Origin of the sequence: Rhizobium sp. WW22 (assembly GCF_047041135.1) — a bacterium.
Classification (GTDB): Bacteria; Pseudomonadota; Alphaproteobacteria; order Rhizobiales; family Rhizobiaceae; genus Rhizobium.
Window position 1 is genome coordinate 1,025,853 of sequence record NZ_CP178199.1, and the last position, 16,272, is coordinate 1,042,124.

16 protein-coding genes are annotated in these 16,272 nt (G+C 59.7%); 10 read left to right on the forward strand and 6 right to left on the reverse strand.

Annotated features, from left to right (window positions below):
* Nucleotides 1-68: 68 nt before the first annotated feature.
* On the forward strand, nucleotides 69-488 hold the full coding sequence (locus ACK83U_RS23685; RefSeq protein WP_112610620.1) for a GlcG/HbpS family heme-binding protein: 420 nt from the start codon (nucleotides 69-71) through the stop codon (nucleotides 486-488).
* Between the two features lie 55 nt (nucleotides 489-543).
* Here the strand turns inward: ACK83U_RS23685 and ACK83U_RS23690 are convergent, their stop codons facing one another.
* The gene (locus ACK83U_RS23690; RefSeq protein WP_112610622.1) at nucleotides 544-1,575 is read right to left on the reverse strand and encodes an L-idonate 5-dehydrogenase; all 1,032 of its coding nucleotides are present in this window, start codon (nucleotides 1,573-1,575) and stop codon (nucleotides 544-546) included.
* A 10-nt stretch (nucleotides 1,576-1,585) separates the two neighbouring features.
* Nucleotides 1,586-2,533, reverse strand: a complete 948-nt coding sequence (locus ACK83U_RS23695; protein WP_112610624.1) for a 2-hydroxyacid dehydrogenase — start codon at nucleotides 2,531-2,533, stop codon at nucleotides 1,586-1,588.
* Between the two features lie 85 nt (nucleotides 2,534-2,618).
* Between ACK83U_RS23695 and ACK83U_RS23700 the strand changes: the two genes are divergently transcribed.
* From ACK83U_RS23700 to ACK83U_RS23720, 5 genes are all read left to right on the forward strand, one after another.
* Complete coding sequence (locus tag ACK83U_RS23700; RefSeq protein ID WP_112413259.1) at nucleotides 2,619-3,377, forward strand: SDR family oxidoreductase; 759 nt, start codon at nucleotides 2,619-2,621, stop codon at nucleotides 3,375-3,377.
* On the forward strand, nucleotides 3,346-3,888 hold the full coding sequence (locus ACK83U_RS23705) for a gluconokinase (protein WP_112610626.1): 543 nt from the start codon (nucleotides 3,346-3,348) through the stop codon (nucleotides 3,886-3,888). Before ACK83U_RS23700 ends, ACK83U_RS23705 begins: the two co-directional genes overlap by 32 nt.
* Nucleotides 3,885-4,772, forward strand: a complete 888-nt coding sequence (locus ACK83U_RS23710; protein WP_112610628.1) for an NAD(P)-dependent oxidoreductase — start codon at nucleotides 3,885-3,887, stop codon at nucleotides 4,770-4,772. Before ACK83U_RS23705 ends, ACK83U_RS23710 begins: the two co-directional genes overlap by 4 nt.
* Nucleotides 4,769-5,101: a hypothetical protein gene (locus ACK83U_RS23715; RefSeq protein ID WP_112610630.1), complete on the forward strand. Its 333-nt coding sequence runs from the start codon at nucleotides 4,769-4,771 to the stop codon at nucleotides 5,099-5,101. The genes ACK83U_RS23710 and ACK83U_RS23715 overlap by 4 nt, the downstream gene beginning before the upstream one ends.
* Before the next feature lie 131 nt (nucleotides 5,102-5,232).
* Nucleotides 5,233-6,252, forward strand: a complete 1,020-nt coding sequence (locus ACK83U_RS23720; RefSeq protein WP_112610632.1) for a LacI family DNA-binding transcriptional regulator — start codon at nucleotides 5,233-5,235, stop codon at nucleotides 6,250-6,252.
* Nucleotides 6,253-6,306: 54 nt separating this feature from the next.
* Here ACK83U_RS23720 and ACK83U_RS23725 read toward each other — a convergent pair whose 3' ends face one another.
* The 3 genes from ACK83U_RS23725 to ACK83U_RS23735 are packed head-to-tail and all read right to left on the reverse strand — an operon-like array spanning nucleotide 6,307 to nucleotide 10,025.
* Nucleotides 6,307-7,401, reverse strand: a complete 1,095-nt coding sequence (locus tag ACK83U_RS23725) for a substrate-binding domain-containing protein (RefSeq protein ID WP_112610634.1) — start codon at nucleotides 7,399-7,401, stop codon at nucleotides 6,307-6,309.
* Nucleotides 7,402-7,441: 40 nt separating this feature from the next.
* A complete protein-coding gene (locus ACK83U_RS23730) occupies nucleotides 7,442-8,512 on the reverse strand; it encodes an ABC transporter permease (protein WP_112337614.1) in 1,071 nt (356 codons plus the stop codon).
* A 16-nt stretch (nucleotides 8,513-8,528) separates the two neighbouring features.
* Nucleotides 8,529-10,025: a sugar ABC transporter ATP-binding protein gene (locus ACK83U_RS23735; RefSeq protein ID WP_112610636.1), complete on the reverse strand. Its 1,497-nt coding sequence runs from the start codon at nucleotides 10,023-10,025 to the stop codon at nucleotides 8,529-8,531.
* 384 nt (nucleotides 10,026-10,409) lie between these two features.
* Here ACK83U_RS23735 and ACK83U_RS23740 point away from each other — a divergent pair, with 384 nt between their 5' ends.
* The 4 genes from ACK83U_RS23740 to ACK83U_RS23755 all read left to right on the forward strand — a co-directional run bounded on the left by ACK83U_RS23740 (nucleotide 10,410) and on the right by ACK83U_RS23755 (nucleotide 13,819).
* Nucleotides 10,410-11,384 (forward strand): AraC family transcriptional regulator, encoded by a 975-nt coding sequence (locus ACK83U_RS23740; protein WP_162708090.1) that lies wholly within the window; start codon nucleotides 10,410-10,412, stop codon nucleotides 11,382-11,384.
* 145 nt (nucleotides 11,385-11,529) lie between these two features.
* On the forward strand, nucleotides 11,530-11,718 hold the full coding sequence (locus tag ACK83U_RS23745; RefSeq protein ID WP_412474887.1) for a hypothetical protein: 189 nt from the start codon (nucleotides 11,530-11,532) through the stop codon (nucleotides 11,716-11,718).
* A gap of 119 nt (nucleotides 11,719-11,837) precedes the next feature.
* Entirely contained in the window at nucleotides 11,838-12,554 is a 717-nt protein-coding gene (locus tag ACK83U_RS23750) for a FadR/GntR family transcriptional regulator (protein WP_112610640.1), read from the forward strand.
* A gap of 284 nt (nucleotides 12,555-12,838) precedes the next feature.
* Nucleotides 12,839-13,819 carry a lactonase family protein gene (locus tag ACK83U_RS23755; protein ID WP_412474888.1) on the forward strand — a complete coding sequence of 327 codons (981 nt, stop codon included), beginning with the start codon at nucleotides 12,839-12,841 and terminating at the stop codon, nucleotides 13,817-13,819.
* Nucleotides 13,820-13,857: 38 nt separating this feature from the next.
* On the opposite strand, the gene ACK83U_RS23760 is transcribed toward ACK83U_RS23755, so the two are convergent.
* A complete protein-coding gene (locus ACK83U_RS23760; RefSeq protein ID WP_112610644.1) occupies nucleotides 13,858-15,954 on the reverse strand; it encodes a GGDEF and EAL domain-containing protein in 2,097 nt (698 codons plus the stop codon).
* Between the last annotated feature and the right edge of the window lie 318 nt (nucleotides 15,955-16,272).

Consider the following 16,272-nt stretch of genomic DNA (forward strand, 5'->3'; position numbering starts at 1 on the left):
TGCTAGATCGTGCGTTGATCTGTTATCGATAACATATCTCGATGAGTCCGCAATGAGGAGGATAGTGCATGAGCCACGTTCTGACGTCGAGCGTCTTGAGTGACGAAGGTGTGATGACCTTGTTGAATGCCGCCATTTCAGCTGCGACCGCGATGGGCCAGCCGCAATGCATCGTCATCGTCGATCAATCCGGCGTGACGCTCGGCTGCTTCCGCATGCGCGGTTCGCGCTTTCAGTCGCTGAAAAGCGCCGGTGCTAAAGCACAGACGGCTGCCTCCATCGGCGCTCCCAGCCATTCGCTGCCGGACCATGCACGAGTGCCGCTGGCAATCGCCACCGACGGCGGGATGACGGGGTTGCGCGGCGGTTTGCCGATCCGCGTCGGCGGCGCGCTTCTCGGCGGCATCGGCGTCGGTTCGGGTTCCGGCGAGCAGGACGAACAGGTTGCCCGCGCCGCGCTCAAAGCGATCGGCGCCGACCTAGACTGAACGGGCGCGAACCCCCTCATCAGCTTCAACCGAGTGGATTTCGCACCGCTTTCGCTCAGTTGAAGGCGATCTGCGCCTTCATGGCCTGGCTTCGATCCGACGCGATCTCGAAAGCACTGATCGCATCGGCAAGCGGTACTGTGTGGGTGATGAGCGGCCGCACATCGATAAGGCGCTTGCGCATCAGATCGACGCCAACCGCAAACTCTTCATGAAAGCGGAAAGAGCCACGCAGTTCCAACTCCTTGGCCGTAATCGCCAGCATCGGCAGGCTCATGTCGCCGCCGATCCCAAGCTGTACGATGATTCCTCGCGGTCTCAGTGCCGCAATGCCACCGGCGAGGGCTGCTGCCGCGCCCGAGCATTCATAGAGCACATCGAACGTGCCCTTTTCGGAGGAATAGGGGGCAAGCGCTTCAGGTTCGTCCTTCGTGTTAATGACCCGGTCGGCACCTGCTTGCCTGGCAAGCGACAAGGTGAAATCCGAAAGATCGGTCGCGACGATCTCGACGGCACCGGCGCGGCGTGCGGCCAGGATCGAGAGGACGCCGATCGGACCGCAGCCGGTCACGAGAACGCGTTTGCCGAGAAGTTCGCCGGCGCGCCGCGTGGCATGCAAGGTCACGGCCAAAGGTTCCGCCATGGCCGCTTCACCCGGCGTCAGGCCATCGGCCGGCACGCATTGGATGGCATCGGCGACGAGCGTCTCGCGGAAGGCACCCTGTATGTGCGGGAAGGGCATGGCGCTGCCATAGAAGCGCATGTTGAGGCATTGATTGGGCAATCCCTGCAGGCAGTAGCGGCAAGTCCGGCAGGGGCGGGAGGGGGAGACGGCAACGAGCTGACCGGTCTCGAGCCCCTGCACGCCCGGGCCGAGCGCGGTCACGGTCGCGCTGACTTCATGCCCGAGGATCATCGGTTCCTTCAGGCGAACAGTGCCGAAACCGCCGTGATGATAATAATGCAGGTCGCTGCCGCAGACGCCGCCGGTTGCAAGCCTCAGCTTCACTTCTCCTGCACCCGGTTCTTCCTCAGGATAATCCTCGATCCGCACATCCTTAGCGGCGTGGGCGATGATGGCCTTCATATCTTCCTCCTCAAAGAACGGGTGTGGGCAGCGCCTGGCCGGCGAAATGAGCGGCGAGATTGTCGCGCACCAGTTGACCCATGGCCTTGCGCGTCTCGACCGTGCCGGAGGCATGGTGGGGCTGCAGCAGCACATTGTCGAGTGCCAGGAAGCGCGGATTGAGCTTTGGCTCGCCTTCAAAGACGTCGAGCGCTGCCGATCCGAGCTTGCCGGTCTCCAACGCATCAAGTAGGGCGTCTTCGTCTATATTGGACGCGCGGGAGATGTTGATCAACATGCCTTCCGGGCCGAGCGCCTCGATCACCTTATGACCGACAATATGCCGCGTCGCCGCCGACGCGGCGAGCGTGACGAACAGGAAATCCGATTGTGTCGCGAGCTCGACCGGATCGGCGACAAAGGTCACGTCGGACGCGTAAGATTTCGCCTCGACGTCCGAATAGGCAATTTGCATGTCGAAGCCCTTCAGGCGCTTGGAGACCTCAAAGCCGATGCGGCCAAGACCGAGCACGCCGGCACGCCGTCCCCAGACGCGGCGCTTGAGGGGATAAAGCCCTTTTTGCGCCCAGCTGCCGTCACGCACCCATGTCTCTGCCCCGATCATGCCGCGCGAAAGGCAGAGCATCATCGCAATTCCCAGATCCGCGACATCATTGGTCAGGACGTCAGGGGTGTTGGTGACGCGAATGCCGCGCTCGCGGCAGGCTTGCAGGTCGACGGCATCGAAGCCGACGCCATAGACCGAAATGACTTCCAGTTTGGGGCAGGCTTCGATCATGGCACGGTTGGCGCCGAGTTCGCCGCGTGTCGCAATGCCTCTGATCGATGGTCCGACCTCGGCGAGTAATCTGTCCTTGTCAGCGGCGTCGAAATAGCGATGAACCTGAAAGGCTGCGTCGAGCGGCTCTTGATCCCATTGTGGGTAGGGGCCAATCTGCAGGATTGGTGGCTTGCTCATCTTGTATGTCCTCCCTTGACATCAAATGTTATCGATAACATAAACAGGGGAGACGGCCATTGTCGAGATAAAAACGGAGGAAACAATGTCTGCTGGTCTTTTTGATCTGAAGGGACGGCGCGCCCTGGTGACGGGTTCTTCCCAAGGTATCGGGCTTGCACTCGCGAAAGGTTTAGCGGCCGCCGGCGCCGAGTTGGTGCTCAATGGGCGTGACAAGGACAAGCTCGCCACGGCGGCTGAAAGCTTCGACAGCAAGGCGTATCAGCTGGCCTTCGACGCCACTGACCATGAGGCTACGCGTCAGGCCGTCGATGCCTTCGAGGCGGAGATCGGCGCGATCGACATTCTCGTCAACAATGCCGGCATGCAGTTTCGCACGCCGCTCGAGGATTTTCCTGCCGATGCCTTCGAGCGGCTGCTCCGGACGAATATATCGAGCGTCTTCAATGTCGGCCAGGCTGTCGCCCGGCACATGATCAAGCGCGGCGCTGGAAAGATCATCAATATCGCCAGCGTACAAACGGCGCTGGCGCGGCCCTCGATTGCGCCATACACGGCAACCAAGGGTGCCGTCGGCAATCTCACCAAGGGCATGGCAACGGATTGGGCGAAGTATGGGCTGCAATGCAACGCCATTGCCCCAGGCTATTTCGATACGCCATTGAATGCGGCCCTCGTTGCCGATGCAGACTTTTCCGCATGGCTCGAAAAGCGCACGCCGGCCGGCCGCTGGGGCCGTGTCGAAGAACTGGTCGGTGCCTGCATCTTCCTTGCTTCCGATGCCTCCTCCTTCGTCAACGGTCATGTGCTCTATGTCGACGGCGGCATCACGGCATCGCTCTGATGGCGCTCTGCCGCGCCGCTTCGTCATCATGGGCGTCAGCGGCTGCGGCAAGTCGTCGGTCGGGTCGGCGCTGGCCGCTCGCCTTGGAGGCATCTATGCCGATGGTGATGATCTTCATCCGTCCGCCAATGTCGCCAAGATGAGTGCCGGCATACCGTTGACCGACGCCGATCGCTGGCCTTGGCTCGACAAAGTCGGTCAATACCTGGCTTTGGCGCAGGATACGACGCTGATCGGATGTTCGGCGCTGAAGCGCATCTATCGCGACCGGATTCGCGAGGTTGTCGACGCGCCGGTTTGCTTCGTTCACCTTGCCGGAACGAGGCAGACCATTCTTCGACGCATGCAGGCAAGACGGGATCATTTCATGCCGCCGGCATTGCTCGACAGTCAATTTGCAACCCTCGAGCTGCCGGGCGCCGACGAGCAGGCGATCACCGTCGATATCGATCAGCCGCTGGATCAAGTCGTGGCGGCCATCTTAATTGCATTGGAGGAGACGCAATCATGAGCAACAAGGTGGCGCTGATCGGCGCCGGCGCTATGGGCGGAGCGATCGGCGCCCGCCTGGCGGAAACCGGCAATCAGCTGACTGTTTTCGATCTCGACAAGGAGAAGGTTGCGGTGTTGACCGCAAAAGGCGCCACGGCAGCCCCGAGTGCAGCGGCAGCCGCTGCCGTTTCCGATTTCGTCGTCCTCAGCCTCAATTCGCCGAAGATCGTCCATGCCGCGGTATTCGGACCCGAAGGTGTTGCCGTCGGTGCCAAGCCGGGAACGCTGATTATCGACATGTCGTCGATCGACCCCGATGCGACAAAGGCTCTTGCCGCAGCGGCTGCGGAAAAGGGGCTGCGCTGGGTGGACAGTCCGCTGTCCGGTGGAGCGCCAAAGGCCCTGATCGGACAATTGACGCTGATGGCTGGCGGCAGCGAGCAGGATGTCGCGGATGCGCATCAAGTCCTGCGCCATGTGGCCTCGAACTATACGCATATGGGTCCCGTCGGGGCGGGTCAGACCACGAAGCTCATCAATCAGGTTCTTTGCGCCTTGAATTTCCTTGCGGTCGCGGAAGCGACGCAACTGGCGCTCGACGCCGGCGTCGATGCCGCGAAAATCCCGCAGGCGCTGAAGGGCGGGCGGGCCGACAGCGCCATCCTGCAGGAATATATGCCGCGCTACGTCGCCAAGGATTACCGCCGCACCGGACGGATTGACAATATGGTCAAGGATCTAAACGGCGCTCAGGATCTGGCCCGCCGGACCAATACCGCCATGCCGCTGACGGCGGTCTGTACCGAGATACACCGCATGCTGACGGCTTCCGGTCTTGGCGGTGAAGATCAGGCGGCATTGATGGAATTCTTCAAGGGGCCGAACAAGGAGATCGCTGGATGATTACCCGATACGCATTATTCGAAGGCAAGGTCAAGGAAGGGGAGGCAGAGGCGTTTCGGACGGCCGTCATGGAAACCATCCTGCCGAAGTGGAAGCAGTTTCCAGGTGCCCTCGACGTGCGGGTTACCTTTGCCGAGGCACGCGATGAAGGCGCCCCGGAGTTTCCGATGATTTTAGCCGTGAACTATCCGGACATGGCCGCCGTGGAGAAGGCTCTTGCGAGCCCGGTGCGCACCGAGGCGCGTGCAGCGACGGAAGCGGTTCTCTCACGCTTTTTCGAAGGACGCATCCATCATCATGTGACGCTGGCACATGAGTTCCAGCTGTAGACCGCTTTCGCACGACGTTTCCGGCGCGGGCAGCAAGGCTCCGTGCTCGTTTGGCGGGACATCTTGGATGGTCTCTTGCCATCCTGGGAAGAGGCATATTACTCTGATGGTAACGATAACATGGGCCATTGATGAGTAACGATCGCAAAACGCCGACCATGGCCGACATAGCCCGCGTCATGGGAGTTTCTCCCATGACCGTGTCGCGTGCCTTCAAGGCCGATAGCCTGGTCAGTCCGGAGACGCGCGAAGCGATCCTGCGAACGGCGGAAGAGCTGGGCTATGTCTTCGACAGCACAGCGTCCAACCTTCGTTCGCAAAAGTCAGGCTTCGTCGCCGTTACCATTCCCTCCATCAACAATGCCAACTTCGCCGATACGGTCGGCGGCCTCTCGGATACTTTGTCCAAGCGGGACATGCAAATCCTGCTTGGCTACACGAACTACAATGTCGAGGAGGAGGAGCGGCTGATCGAGCAGCTGCTTCGCCGCAAGCCGCAGGCGATCGTCGTAACCGGCGGCACTCACACGGAGCGTGCGCGGAAACTCCTTCAGACCGTGGCAATCCCGGTGATCGAAACCTGGGATATCCCGACCGATCCGATCGGCCACTATGTCGGCTTTTCCAACCGAGCCGTCATGCGCGATATGGTCGATCATTTCGTCGCACTCGGCTGTCGCCGCATCGCCTTCATTGGCGGCGATGTCCAGCGAGATTCGCGCGGCAGCGAACGCCGGCTCGGCTTCGTCGCTGCCATGCAGGCACATGGCCTTGATGCATCCAGATTGATCGCAGCCGGATCGCCGCCGATCTCGATGCGGGAAGGCGCCAATGCCATGGCGAAGCTGATCGAGCTCTATCCCGATACGGAAGCCGTCGTCTGCGTCTCGGATCTTGCCGCCTATGGTGCGCTTACCGAATGTCGTCGGCTAGGAATTCCCGTGCCTGAGCGCTTTTCCATCGGCGGTTTTGGCAATTATGAGATTGGCGAGGTCTGCGTGCCGACCTTGACGACGATCAACGCCTTCGCGCGTGAAATTGGCGAGCGGACCGCGCAATTGATTTTGGATATTATCGAAGGCACGCAGCCGGTTTCCGATGTCAGGATTTTACCGCAACTGATTGCGCGGGACAGCAGCCGCCAAGTTTAACCTGTCTGGCGAAAGCAGCGCGGCTCGCCGCCGCGCCACCTCTTTTGACTGAGATCACTTACCCCAGATCTTCTTATACTCGTCCTTGTAACCGTTGTCCGGATCGAAGGTGTTCTTCGGACCACCGTCGGATTGGATATTATCTGCCGTCACGACATGCAGCGGTGACAGGTACCCAGACCATTTTTCGCCGGCGAAAGCGCGATTGAGTTCATCGACCAGTTGCCAGCCCTGGAGATTAAGGGGTTCGGCCACCGTAACCTTCTGGAACTGGCCGGCGCGGATGCGTTCATAGGCCGATTGCGAGCCGTCGCCGGCTGCGACGTTGATGGGCGCATCGGTGCCGCCCTTGCCGGCCGACGCAAGCGAAGGACCCATGAAATCGAAATAGAGGTCGTTGATCGCAAGCGAATGCGTCCAGCTGTCACCGTATTTCTGCAGCAGCGAGGTGGTCAGCTGCGGCATGCGCTGCGATGTCTCGGCAATCGGCGTATCGACATATTCGAGCACCTTGCCACCCAGCCGCTCGATCTCCTGCTTCATCTTGTCCGCCTTGGCGATGGCGATCGCATAGGTGGAATCGGTGAAGATAATGACGCCCGGCTTGCCTTTGGCATCGACGAAGGCCCAATCGGCAGCGGCTTTCGAGACTTCCATGGCGTCGGTGCTGACATTGGCAAAAAGACCGTTCTTGTCGTCCGGGCCGATGGTCGGGCCGGCATGCCAGGCGACCAACGGGATCTTGGCGGCCTTTGCCTGTTCCAGTGCCGGCGCCTGTTCGACGGCATCGAAGCCATCGATGATGATGCCGGCAGGCTGCAGGGCTATGGCCTGACCGAAAGCTGCCGTGCGTCCGCCGATGGAACCGGCGCCATCAAGAACCTTCACCTCCCAGCCGATCGCCTTTGCTGCTTCCTCGACACCGTTGCTGACGCCGAGAATGCCGCCATTCTTCAGGTCGCCCGCTAGCACGACGATGGTCTTGCCGGCCTGTGCCTTCGGGCCGGTGGTCGGTCCGTCCCATTTGGTCACCGGTGTCGCATATTTCTCGACGACGGCCTTCGCATCCGCCAACGGGTCGGCATAGGCCTGGCCGGCGCATAGCACCAGGATCGCCGTCGTGGCCTGCAGGAATTGTCTACGGTTCATGTCTTCTCCTCCCTTTGGACATTCGAACTTCGGATGATTTTCATTTCTCCGCCGTCTTGGCGGAAAGTTGCGGTGCCTGGGCCGGCGCCATGCGTCCGGCATGGCTGCGGCGGCGCTGCGCGTAGCCGGCAATGCCGATGGCAACCAGCAATGTGACGCCGTTGAACAGAGGCTCGACATAGAAGGAGCCGCCGAACTGCTGGATGCCGGCGATACCGACCGCCAGGATGATGACGCCGATCATCGTGCCCCAGACATTGACGCGGCCGGGTTTGATCGTTGTCGAGCCAAGGAACGCACCGACCAGCGCGGGCAGCAGATATTCGAGCCCGACGCTTGCCTGGCCGATACGCAGCTTGGAGGCAAGCAGGACGCCGGCGATGGCGGCAAGCGTGCCCGATGTGACGAAGGCGCCAATGACGAAGCGGCGGACGGGAATGCCGTTGAGCGCGGCAGCCTTCGGATTGGCGCCGATCGCATAGATGTAGCGGCCGATCGGCAGATATTCGAGGACGATCCACATGACGAAGGCAAGTGCCAGAACATAGATGCCGGTGATCGGCAGGCCGAAGACCATGGTGCCGTTCAGCGCATAAAACCCTTGCGGCAGCATGCCCACCACCTGCCGTCCGCCTGTATGCCAGAGCGCGATGGCGTAGAGGACCGTGCCCGTGCCGAGCGTTGCTATGAAGCTGTCGATCTTGGCGATTTCTACCAGCAGGCCGTTGAGAAAGCCAGTCAGCGCGCCAAGCGCGATGACGATCAGGACGGCAACCGGCCAAGGCAGCCCGAACATCGTCTGAAGGCTGATCGCCAGCACGTGCCAGAGGACGATGCCATAGCCGATCGTCAGGTCGATGCGGCCAGCCGCCATCGGGATCATGGCCGCCAGCGACAGGATGGCGATGATCGTCTTGTCGGAAACGATCGAACGCAGGTTGAGCATCGTCGGGAACGTCTGCGGCAGCAGAATGGAGAAGAGCAGGATCAGGAAGACCGTCAGGATGACGAGGCCATAGACAGGCAGCAGGCGCTGGATCTTCTGGCCGAAGCTCATGGCCGAAAGCTCGGCGCGGGTTGGCTCGAGCGCGTTGGATTCGATCGATTGCATGGTGTTCTCCTCCGGTTCAGGCCGCTTCGGATGCTGATGCGGCGGCGATGACCGCCGGTGTTGTCAGGTCGGCACCGCTGAGTTCGCGCACGATCCTCCCGCGCGAAAACACCAGGGCACGATGGCAGATGTGAGCGATTTCCTCGAAATCCGTGGAGACGACGAGCACGGCAAGGCCTGCCTCGACCGCCTCGGCGATCAGCCGATAGATGTCGGCCTTGGCGCCGACATCGACGCCGGCGGTCGGATCTTCGGCGATCAGCAATTTGCGGCCCGTCGCCAGCCATCGTCCGACGACGACCTTCTGCTGATTACCGCCGGATAGGGCTTCGATAGTAAGGCTCTGGTCATTGGGTCTGAGGCCGACGCGGCTGCCGAGAGAATAGGCGGCTTCGGCTTCGCGGCGTGGCGACAGGAACGAAAACAGGCTTCGTCCGGAGGCGCCCGGATTGAGGAACGTATTTTCACGCAGGCTGAGCGACATGGCGACGGACTCTTCGGTCCGATCGCGGGCGATCAGCCCGATGCCTGAAGCCATCGCTGCGACTGTGCTGGAAAGATCGGGTATTGCCCCATTCAAGCGAACGCTGCCCTGCGACGGCTCGCAGCCGAAGAGGGTGCGTCCGATCAGTTCTTGGCCGGCGCCGCGCAAGCCGACGAGACCAAGCAATTCGCCCTTTCGGATATCGAAGGACACGGGTCCCGCGCCGCGGCAGGAAAGCTCTTTTACGGAAACGATGGCGGGGCCAGCGCTTCTTTCTGCCTTGACGAAAAGCTGGTCCGCCTTGCGCCCGACGATCATGCGGATGAGTTCATCCGGTGTTGTCTCGGAGACTGGCTTCTGGCCGACCAGCTGACCGTCACGTAAGACGGCAACGCGGTCGGCGATACGGAAGATCTCGTCGAGGCGATGAGACACATAGATCATAGCCACGCCGCGCTCTTTCAGCGGGCGGATGGCGGCAAAGAGTTTCTCGACCTCGTCGGCGGGCAGGCTGGCCGTAGGTTCGTCAAGCACCAGCACGTCGGCTTCGACGGCAAGCGCCCGAGCGATTGCGACCAGCGACTTCTCGGTGCGGGTCAGCTCCTGTACGCGGGTCGACGGATCGAAATCGCAGCCGACGAGCTTCAGTGCCTCGGCGGTACGTCGCTCCGTGGCGCGCCAGTCGATCAATTTACCGCGCAGGGAATAGCCCTGCGCGAGCCCGACATTCTCGCCCACCGTCATCCATTCGATCAGTCCGAGATCCTGATGGATGAAGGCGACCGGTTGGCGTTGATTGGGTTGTGGCGGGCGGTGATGATAGGGTTTGCCGCGAAACAGGATCTGCCCGCCATCCGGCTTGTAGATGCCAGCCAATGTCTTGATGAGCGTCGATTTACCCGCGCCGTTTTCCCCGAGAAGCGCGAGGATTTCGCCGCGCTGCAAGTCGAGCGACACGTTCGACAGGGCTCGCGTTCCGCCAAATTCCTTGGTGATGTCGGAAAATGCGAGCAGCTTTTCGTCGTCCATCCTGCTCCTCCCAAAGCTTCGATAGGAGGAGGCTATGTTATCGATAACATTCCGTCAAGAGGCCGGGATGTCTACCTGTATATTCAGGCATCCTGTGCGGCCCCGGCTGAAAAATTAACGTATTAACGAGAGGCATTCTTTAAATATGAAATATATCTCAATGCGTCCGATCATATTATGAAATAATATAAGCAGGAAGAAAATATATACTGCCGTTGCGATGCATCCGCATGGTTGTAATTATCATACTTATTCGATGAGCCATTGATTTTTCTAGTTTTATGGCGTTATTTTCTCCAGGGGCGTAAGCGAGGATGTATTTTCGAGGCAGATGACCGAAGGCTAAAAAGGTAATCTGCAGACGTAGCGCAATGAGGGGAACATTTGACTTACGCGACGTGCTCGGTGTCCCAAATCGAGAAAGCCGATGCCGAGGAGATGACCGCACACTACGCGAGAACCCTGTTTCCCGCGATTGTCGAACCTCTCCATCGCCGCGGTGCGATTTCGGTGGAAGACCGCCACTATACGATCGGCTCCTGCAGCGTCTGGCGGGGCAAATGTCATTCTGGCATGAGCGTTATGCTGCCCGGTGGCCCCGAAGCCTACGGCCTCTATCTGCCGACCGCCGGCAAGATGCTTGTCGACGCTGCTGGGCGGCAATTGGAATCGGAGCCGGGCAGGGGACTTGTGGCCGATATGTCTTCTTTCAGCCGGCTCACGTTTTTCGAGCAGCGGAGCCATATGGGCATCGCATTCGAAAAGGCGGCCATGATACGGCAGCTCAGCACGTTGCTGGACGCACCGGTGCGCTCTGATCTGGAATTCGCCGGCCCGGTCGATTTGACATCGGGGCGAGGGATGCAGATTGCCGCTCTTGGAAACTTGATCTGGCAGGACCTCACAGCGGCCGGCCAACAAAAATCCTCCGCTTCATTCACCGAATGCCTTTTGCAGGCAATGATGATTGCTCTGCTTGAGACTGTGCCGCACAATTATACGCCGCAGTTGCAAGGGCCGGCATCGCCGGCAATCCCGAAGCAGTTGAAGCGCGCAATGGAATATATGCACGTAAATGCAGGTGCGGACATCAAGATCGCCGATATTGCGCGCGAGAGCGGAACAAGCGTGCGATCTTTACAGACCGCATTTCAGCGGTTCAAGAACATGACGCCCCTCGGCTATCTGCGCGAGATACGCCTGCAAGGCGCGCGTAAGGCCTTGATACAATCGAACCGTTCCCGGGTGGTGGCCGACATCGCGCGCGATTGGGGATTTTCCCATATGGGGCGGTTCGCAGCGCTATATTATCAATCCTTCGGAGAAATGCCCTCCGAGACTGTCAGGCAAGCCCGGTAGGGGCGGCAGCGCTGCCAAGAGTCTGATCGAACTTACCGGTGCGACAGGCGCCGGCGGACGAAAATCGGCCTGGTTCGATCAGATCGTCACTTTCATCTGCTCCGGTGGGCTTCCGCACAGCTATATGGCCTATGGAAGTCTGGCCATGTCGCTGATGCTCGATTTCAAATGCGTGATCAATCCCTATGTCGTTTACGCCACCGAGCGGGATTGGTTAGACGGTACCATCTCGTCCGACAGTCTACAGGCAAGGCTGCAGAAGACGATCGAGGTACAGCTGGAATTGTCGTCGAAATTGAGATCCAGGGCATATAGTTCTGACTGGGAAATCTGATGGGCCTGCCTGGCCCAATTGCATTCGACGCGCCTGATGTTAAGACTATTCGTATGATGACTTGCTGACGATGAGAAGCGACTGCGGTTGAAGGCCAACAAAAGGGTCGGGGATTGGGAATGACGACAAATGCCCGGACACGGCAAAGGCTGGCGCAAAGGGTCATCGACGAATTGCGCTTGCAGATCGAGAGCGGCAAGCTTCGGGCCGGCGACCAGCTTCCGACCGAGCCGCAGCTTGAGGCTGCATTCGACGTCAGCCGGACCGTCGTGCGCGAGGCGATTGCAGATCTTCGTGCGGCAGGCCTCGTCACGCCGGTTCAGGGCAAGGGCGTATTCGTTTCCGACACACCGACGCGGTCTGGGCTGCTGCTGACGCCGGTCGAGGTCAAGAGTATCCCCGAAACGCTGGAACTGCTGGAATTCCGCATGGCGGCGGAAGGCGAGGCGGCAGCCATCGCCGCCTATCGCAGGACGGCCGAACAGGAGGCCGCGATTGCAACGGCCAACCGTAAGATGGCGCAGCTGATAGAGCAGGGGCTGTCGACCGTCGAAGCGGACTATGAGTTTCATATGGCGATCGCGGCCGCGACGAATAACCGGTTCTATGTCGATGTGCTCCGGCATTTCGGTACACGAACCATTCCGCGCCGGCAGTTTCCGACATTGCCCGAGGCGAATGACCGCGCCTATCTGCAGAAGGTTCTTGCAGAGCATGCGGAGATTTTAGCGGCGATCGCCGATCAAGATCCAGAACGCGCGCGACAAGCGATGCGGGCGCATATGATGGCGAGCCAGCGTCGCTATCGCCATCTCGCCGAGCTGCAGGAGCAATAATGCTCGACAGGGTGCTGTTGTCATATTATGTCATATGATAGCTGTCGATTTTGGCCAGCCGGATCGAGGGGATTGCGACCATCCGGTTTTCGCGCATTCGATGGATAGCAGTATCTATTTTCCAGATGATCCGCATCGCCGCCGATGGAACCGGCCCTGATGCTCGGACGAGGTGATCCGTGATTCAGCCTTCTTCCAGTGTGCATCGCACGTTCGTATATGTCTCTGCGGCAATTGCCGGAACGATCGATGCCTATCGAATGGATGGAGCGACAGGTGCGCTCATGGCGATATCCAGCATGGATGTCGGCGCGATGGTCATGCCGATGGCTGTCAGCTCCGACAGGCGGCATCTTTACGCCGTTATCCGCGCGCAGCCTTACCGGGTGCTGACGCTGGCGATCGATCCCGAAAGCGGCAGATTAAGGCAGGAGGCGGCCGCAGCGCTGCCCGACAGCATGGCCTATGTTGCCCTCGACCCGACAGGCGGGCTTCTATTGGCTGCCTCTTATGGCGGCAACAAGATCGCCGTGCTGCTCATCGACAAGAATGGGCTCGTCACCGCGCAAGCCCAGCAAGTGATCGCAACCGGCCGCAACGCCCATTCGATCGTCACTGATCGGACAGGCAAATATGTCTTTGTCACCAATCTCGGCTCCGATGCCGTGCAGCAATTCATCCTACACCCTGGGACCGGGATACTGAAGCCGAACGATCCGGCTCAGGTCCTGACCGGCAAGGGCTTTGGCCCGCGGCATATCGTCGTGTCGCCGGATAATAAGGCCGTCTACGTTCTGACGGAGCTGACCGGCCATGTCGTCCACTATGCGCTCGATGCCGATAGGGGCACATTGAGAGAGGTCGAGAGCGTCGCATCCATTCCCGAGGATGCGGGCCTGTCGCCTGGCCTAGCACCGGATGCAGTCTCACCAGACAACGGCGAGCCGAAAATCTGGGCCGCAGATATCGGCATCACACCGGACGGCAGATTTCTTTATACGACGGAAAGGACCACCAGCCGGCTTGCGCTATTGAAAATCGATGTGGATAACGGAAGGCTGACTTACGTCACGAATTATCCGACCGAGCAGCAGCCGCGCGGCATCCGCATCGACCCATCAGGCCGGTTCCTCGTCGCATCGGGAGAGAAATCCGACCGGCTGTCCGTCTACGCCATCGACCAATCCGATGGCGGTCTCGCATTGGTGGGGCGATACCCGGTCAATGCGGGTGCGAACTGGATCGAGATGGTGACATTTCCTTGAGAGGCATCCGCGTGCGGCGAGCTGCCCCGTGCGAATATCTACCCAGCTTTCGTAACGGTCCCGGCAATCAGGCCTTCGACCTCAAGGGAGGGAAGGGGCCGGGCAAACAGATAGCCCTGAAGCAATTCGCATCCGGCGCCCTCGAGAAAACGGGCCTGCTCCTCGGTCTCGACGCCTTCCGCCACGACTTCCAGATCGAGTGTTCTGCCGAGCGATACGATCGCGGAGGTGATTGCCATATCGCCCGGCTTTTCGGGAATATCGGCAATGAAGGATCTATCGATCTTCAGCCGGGAAAGCGGAAAGCGCCTGAGGGTGCTCAGGCTTGAATATCCGGTGCCGAAATCATCCATCGCGAGGCTAACACCCAGCTCTTTCAGCTCATGCATCCGCTCGATGGCGCCCTCGACGTCACGCATGATCAAGCTTTCCGTCAGTTCGAGCTCAAGCCATTGCGGATCGAGATCAGCCGATTGCAGTGCGGATGCCACATGGCTTGTCAGTGAACTCTCCAGGAATTGCCGCGCAGATACGTTGACGCCCATGCGCAGTGCGGGCAGGCCACGATCTTGCCACAGACGGGCTTGCTGGCAGGCCTTTCGCAGAACGATTTCGCCGAGCGGGACGATGAGCCCTGTTTCTTCCGCGAGCGGAATGAAGACACCGGGCAACAACAAGCCCTCGACAGGATGCTGCCACCGCACGAGGGCCTCGACCCCAATGATCTTGCCACTGCGAACTTCCTTTTGCGGTTGATAATGGAGCACGAATTCGTCCCGCTCCACAGCGCGTCGCAATTCTTCGATACGGATCAGCTTGTTGCGGGCGTCCTCCGCCATCGCCGGCGTGAACAGGCGAATGGCATTGCGCCCCGCTTCCTTGGCACGATAGAGCGCCATATCGGCATTTGCGAAGAGTTCCGAAGCCGTCGTGCCATGCTCCATGGCGCACGCGACACCGATGCTGCAGCCTACCCGGATTTCGACGCCTTGCACAATCATGGGCTGGGAAATGTCTGCCAGTACGGCCGCGAGCCTCTCATATATTGGCTCAGCCGGATCTTCCAGAACGATGATGAATTCATCACCGCCAATCCTCGCAACAACGCCGCCTTCGCCGACTTGGGTCGATATGCGCCGCGCAACAACGGTCAGTAATTCATCGCCGGCTGCGTGGCCAAGGGTGTCGTTCACCAGCTTGAAATTATCGAGGTCGACAAAGGCCACGGCCAATGACCTTTGTTGTCGGGACGCTTTTTCCAAGAGGGCGCTGAGCTTGCGGTCGAGCAGCATGCGGTTCGGCAGGCCGGTGAGCGCGTCATGTTCAGCCAGATAGGCGATATGGGCGATGTCGCGATGGCGATCGATGGCAATGCCCACGGTCTGCGCTATGCCGGCGAAGAATTCCATAAGCCCGGCCTCGTCACCATCGGTTTGCACCGTCACCAGGGCTCCATGCCGGCCGCCGTCTCGCGAAAAAATGGGAAATTCCAGGATATCGCCGGCGAGCTGTTCAGTTTGCTCGCCATTGAGGACGAAGCTCACGCGTCTGCCGTTGAGCAACTCCTCAAGAAGGACCTGGGACTCCCTAAGAAATACGTCGAGATCAACGCCGCGCGCCACATCCTGTAGAAGCTTCGTCTGGGCACTCATCAGTTTTTCTGCCCGTTTTCGAGCGGAAATGTCGCGCGATGCGCCGACGACGCCGATGATGTTGCCGTTTCTGTCGCGTAGCGGCACCCGCGACATCATGAGCCAGCCTTCACCCTTCAGTCGCCGTTCCTCGACGCCGAGATCGGCCTTGCCGCTCTCCATTACCTGCCGTTCGACTTCTTCGATCTTGTAGGCATCGGCCATGGGGTGAATTTCGGCGTCGGTAAGTCCAATCAACTCGTCGACATGCCTGAAGCCATTGTTGAGGACGATCGCCAGGTTAGCAAAAAGGAAGCGGCCATTCCTGTCCTTGGCATAGATATAGTCCGGTACGTAGTTGATCATGGCTTCGAGCCATTCGTAGCGCTCGGCGAGAGACAGGTACCGGGCCTGGAGCAATTCAAATGGCTTAAGGACCTGCTCGTCTTCGACGTCTTGGTCCCGGTGCGTAGGATCTGGCGCTCCATCCGGCGGCTGCATCATGTATCTTCTCTCACCCGGCAAGCGGACAATATCGGCAGGCTGTTATGCAACAATGAAAAGCATGTAGGAATATCGAGCGTCTCCCTTTGGCGAGGTTCGGCTCGTCGCTTCCATAAACGTTATCATATAAACGAATTTATAAACATCCGCTCAAGTTTTAGAGGAAGATCGCGTCTGCCGAGGGCGAGCGCTCCGATGCTTCTGTGGCTGAAAACCGATAGATGTTGGGAATAACTGCCCACGAGGAAATCCATTGCGGGTAGGGGGCAAAACCGGCTAAAGCGCAGGTGGTAAAATGCAGGATTCGCAAGGATAGTC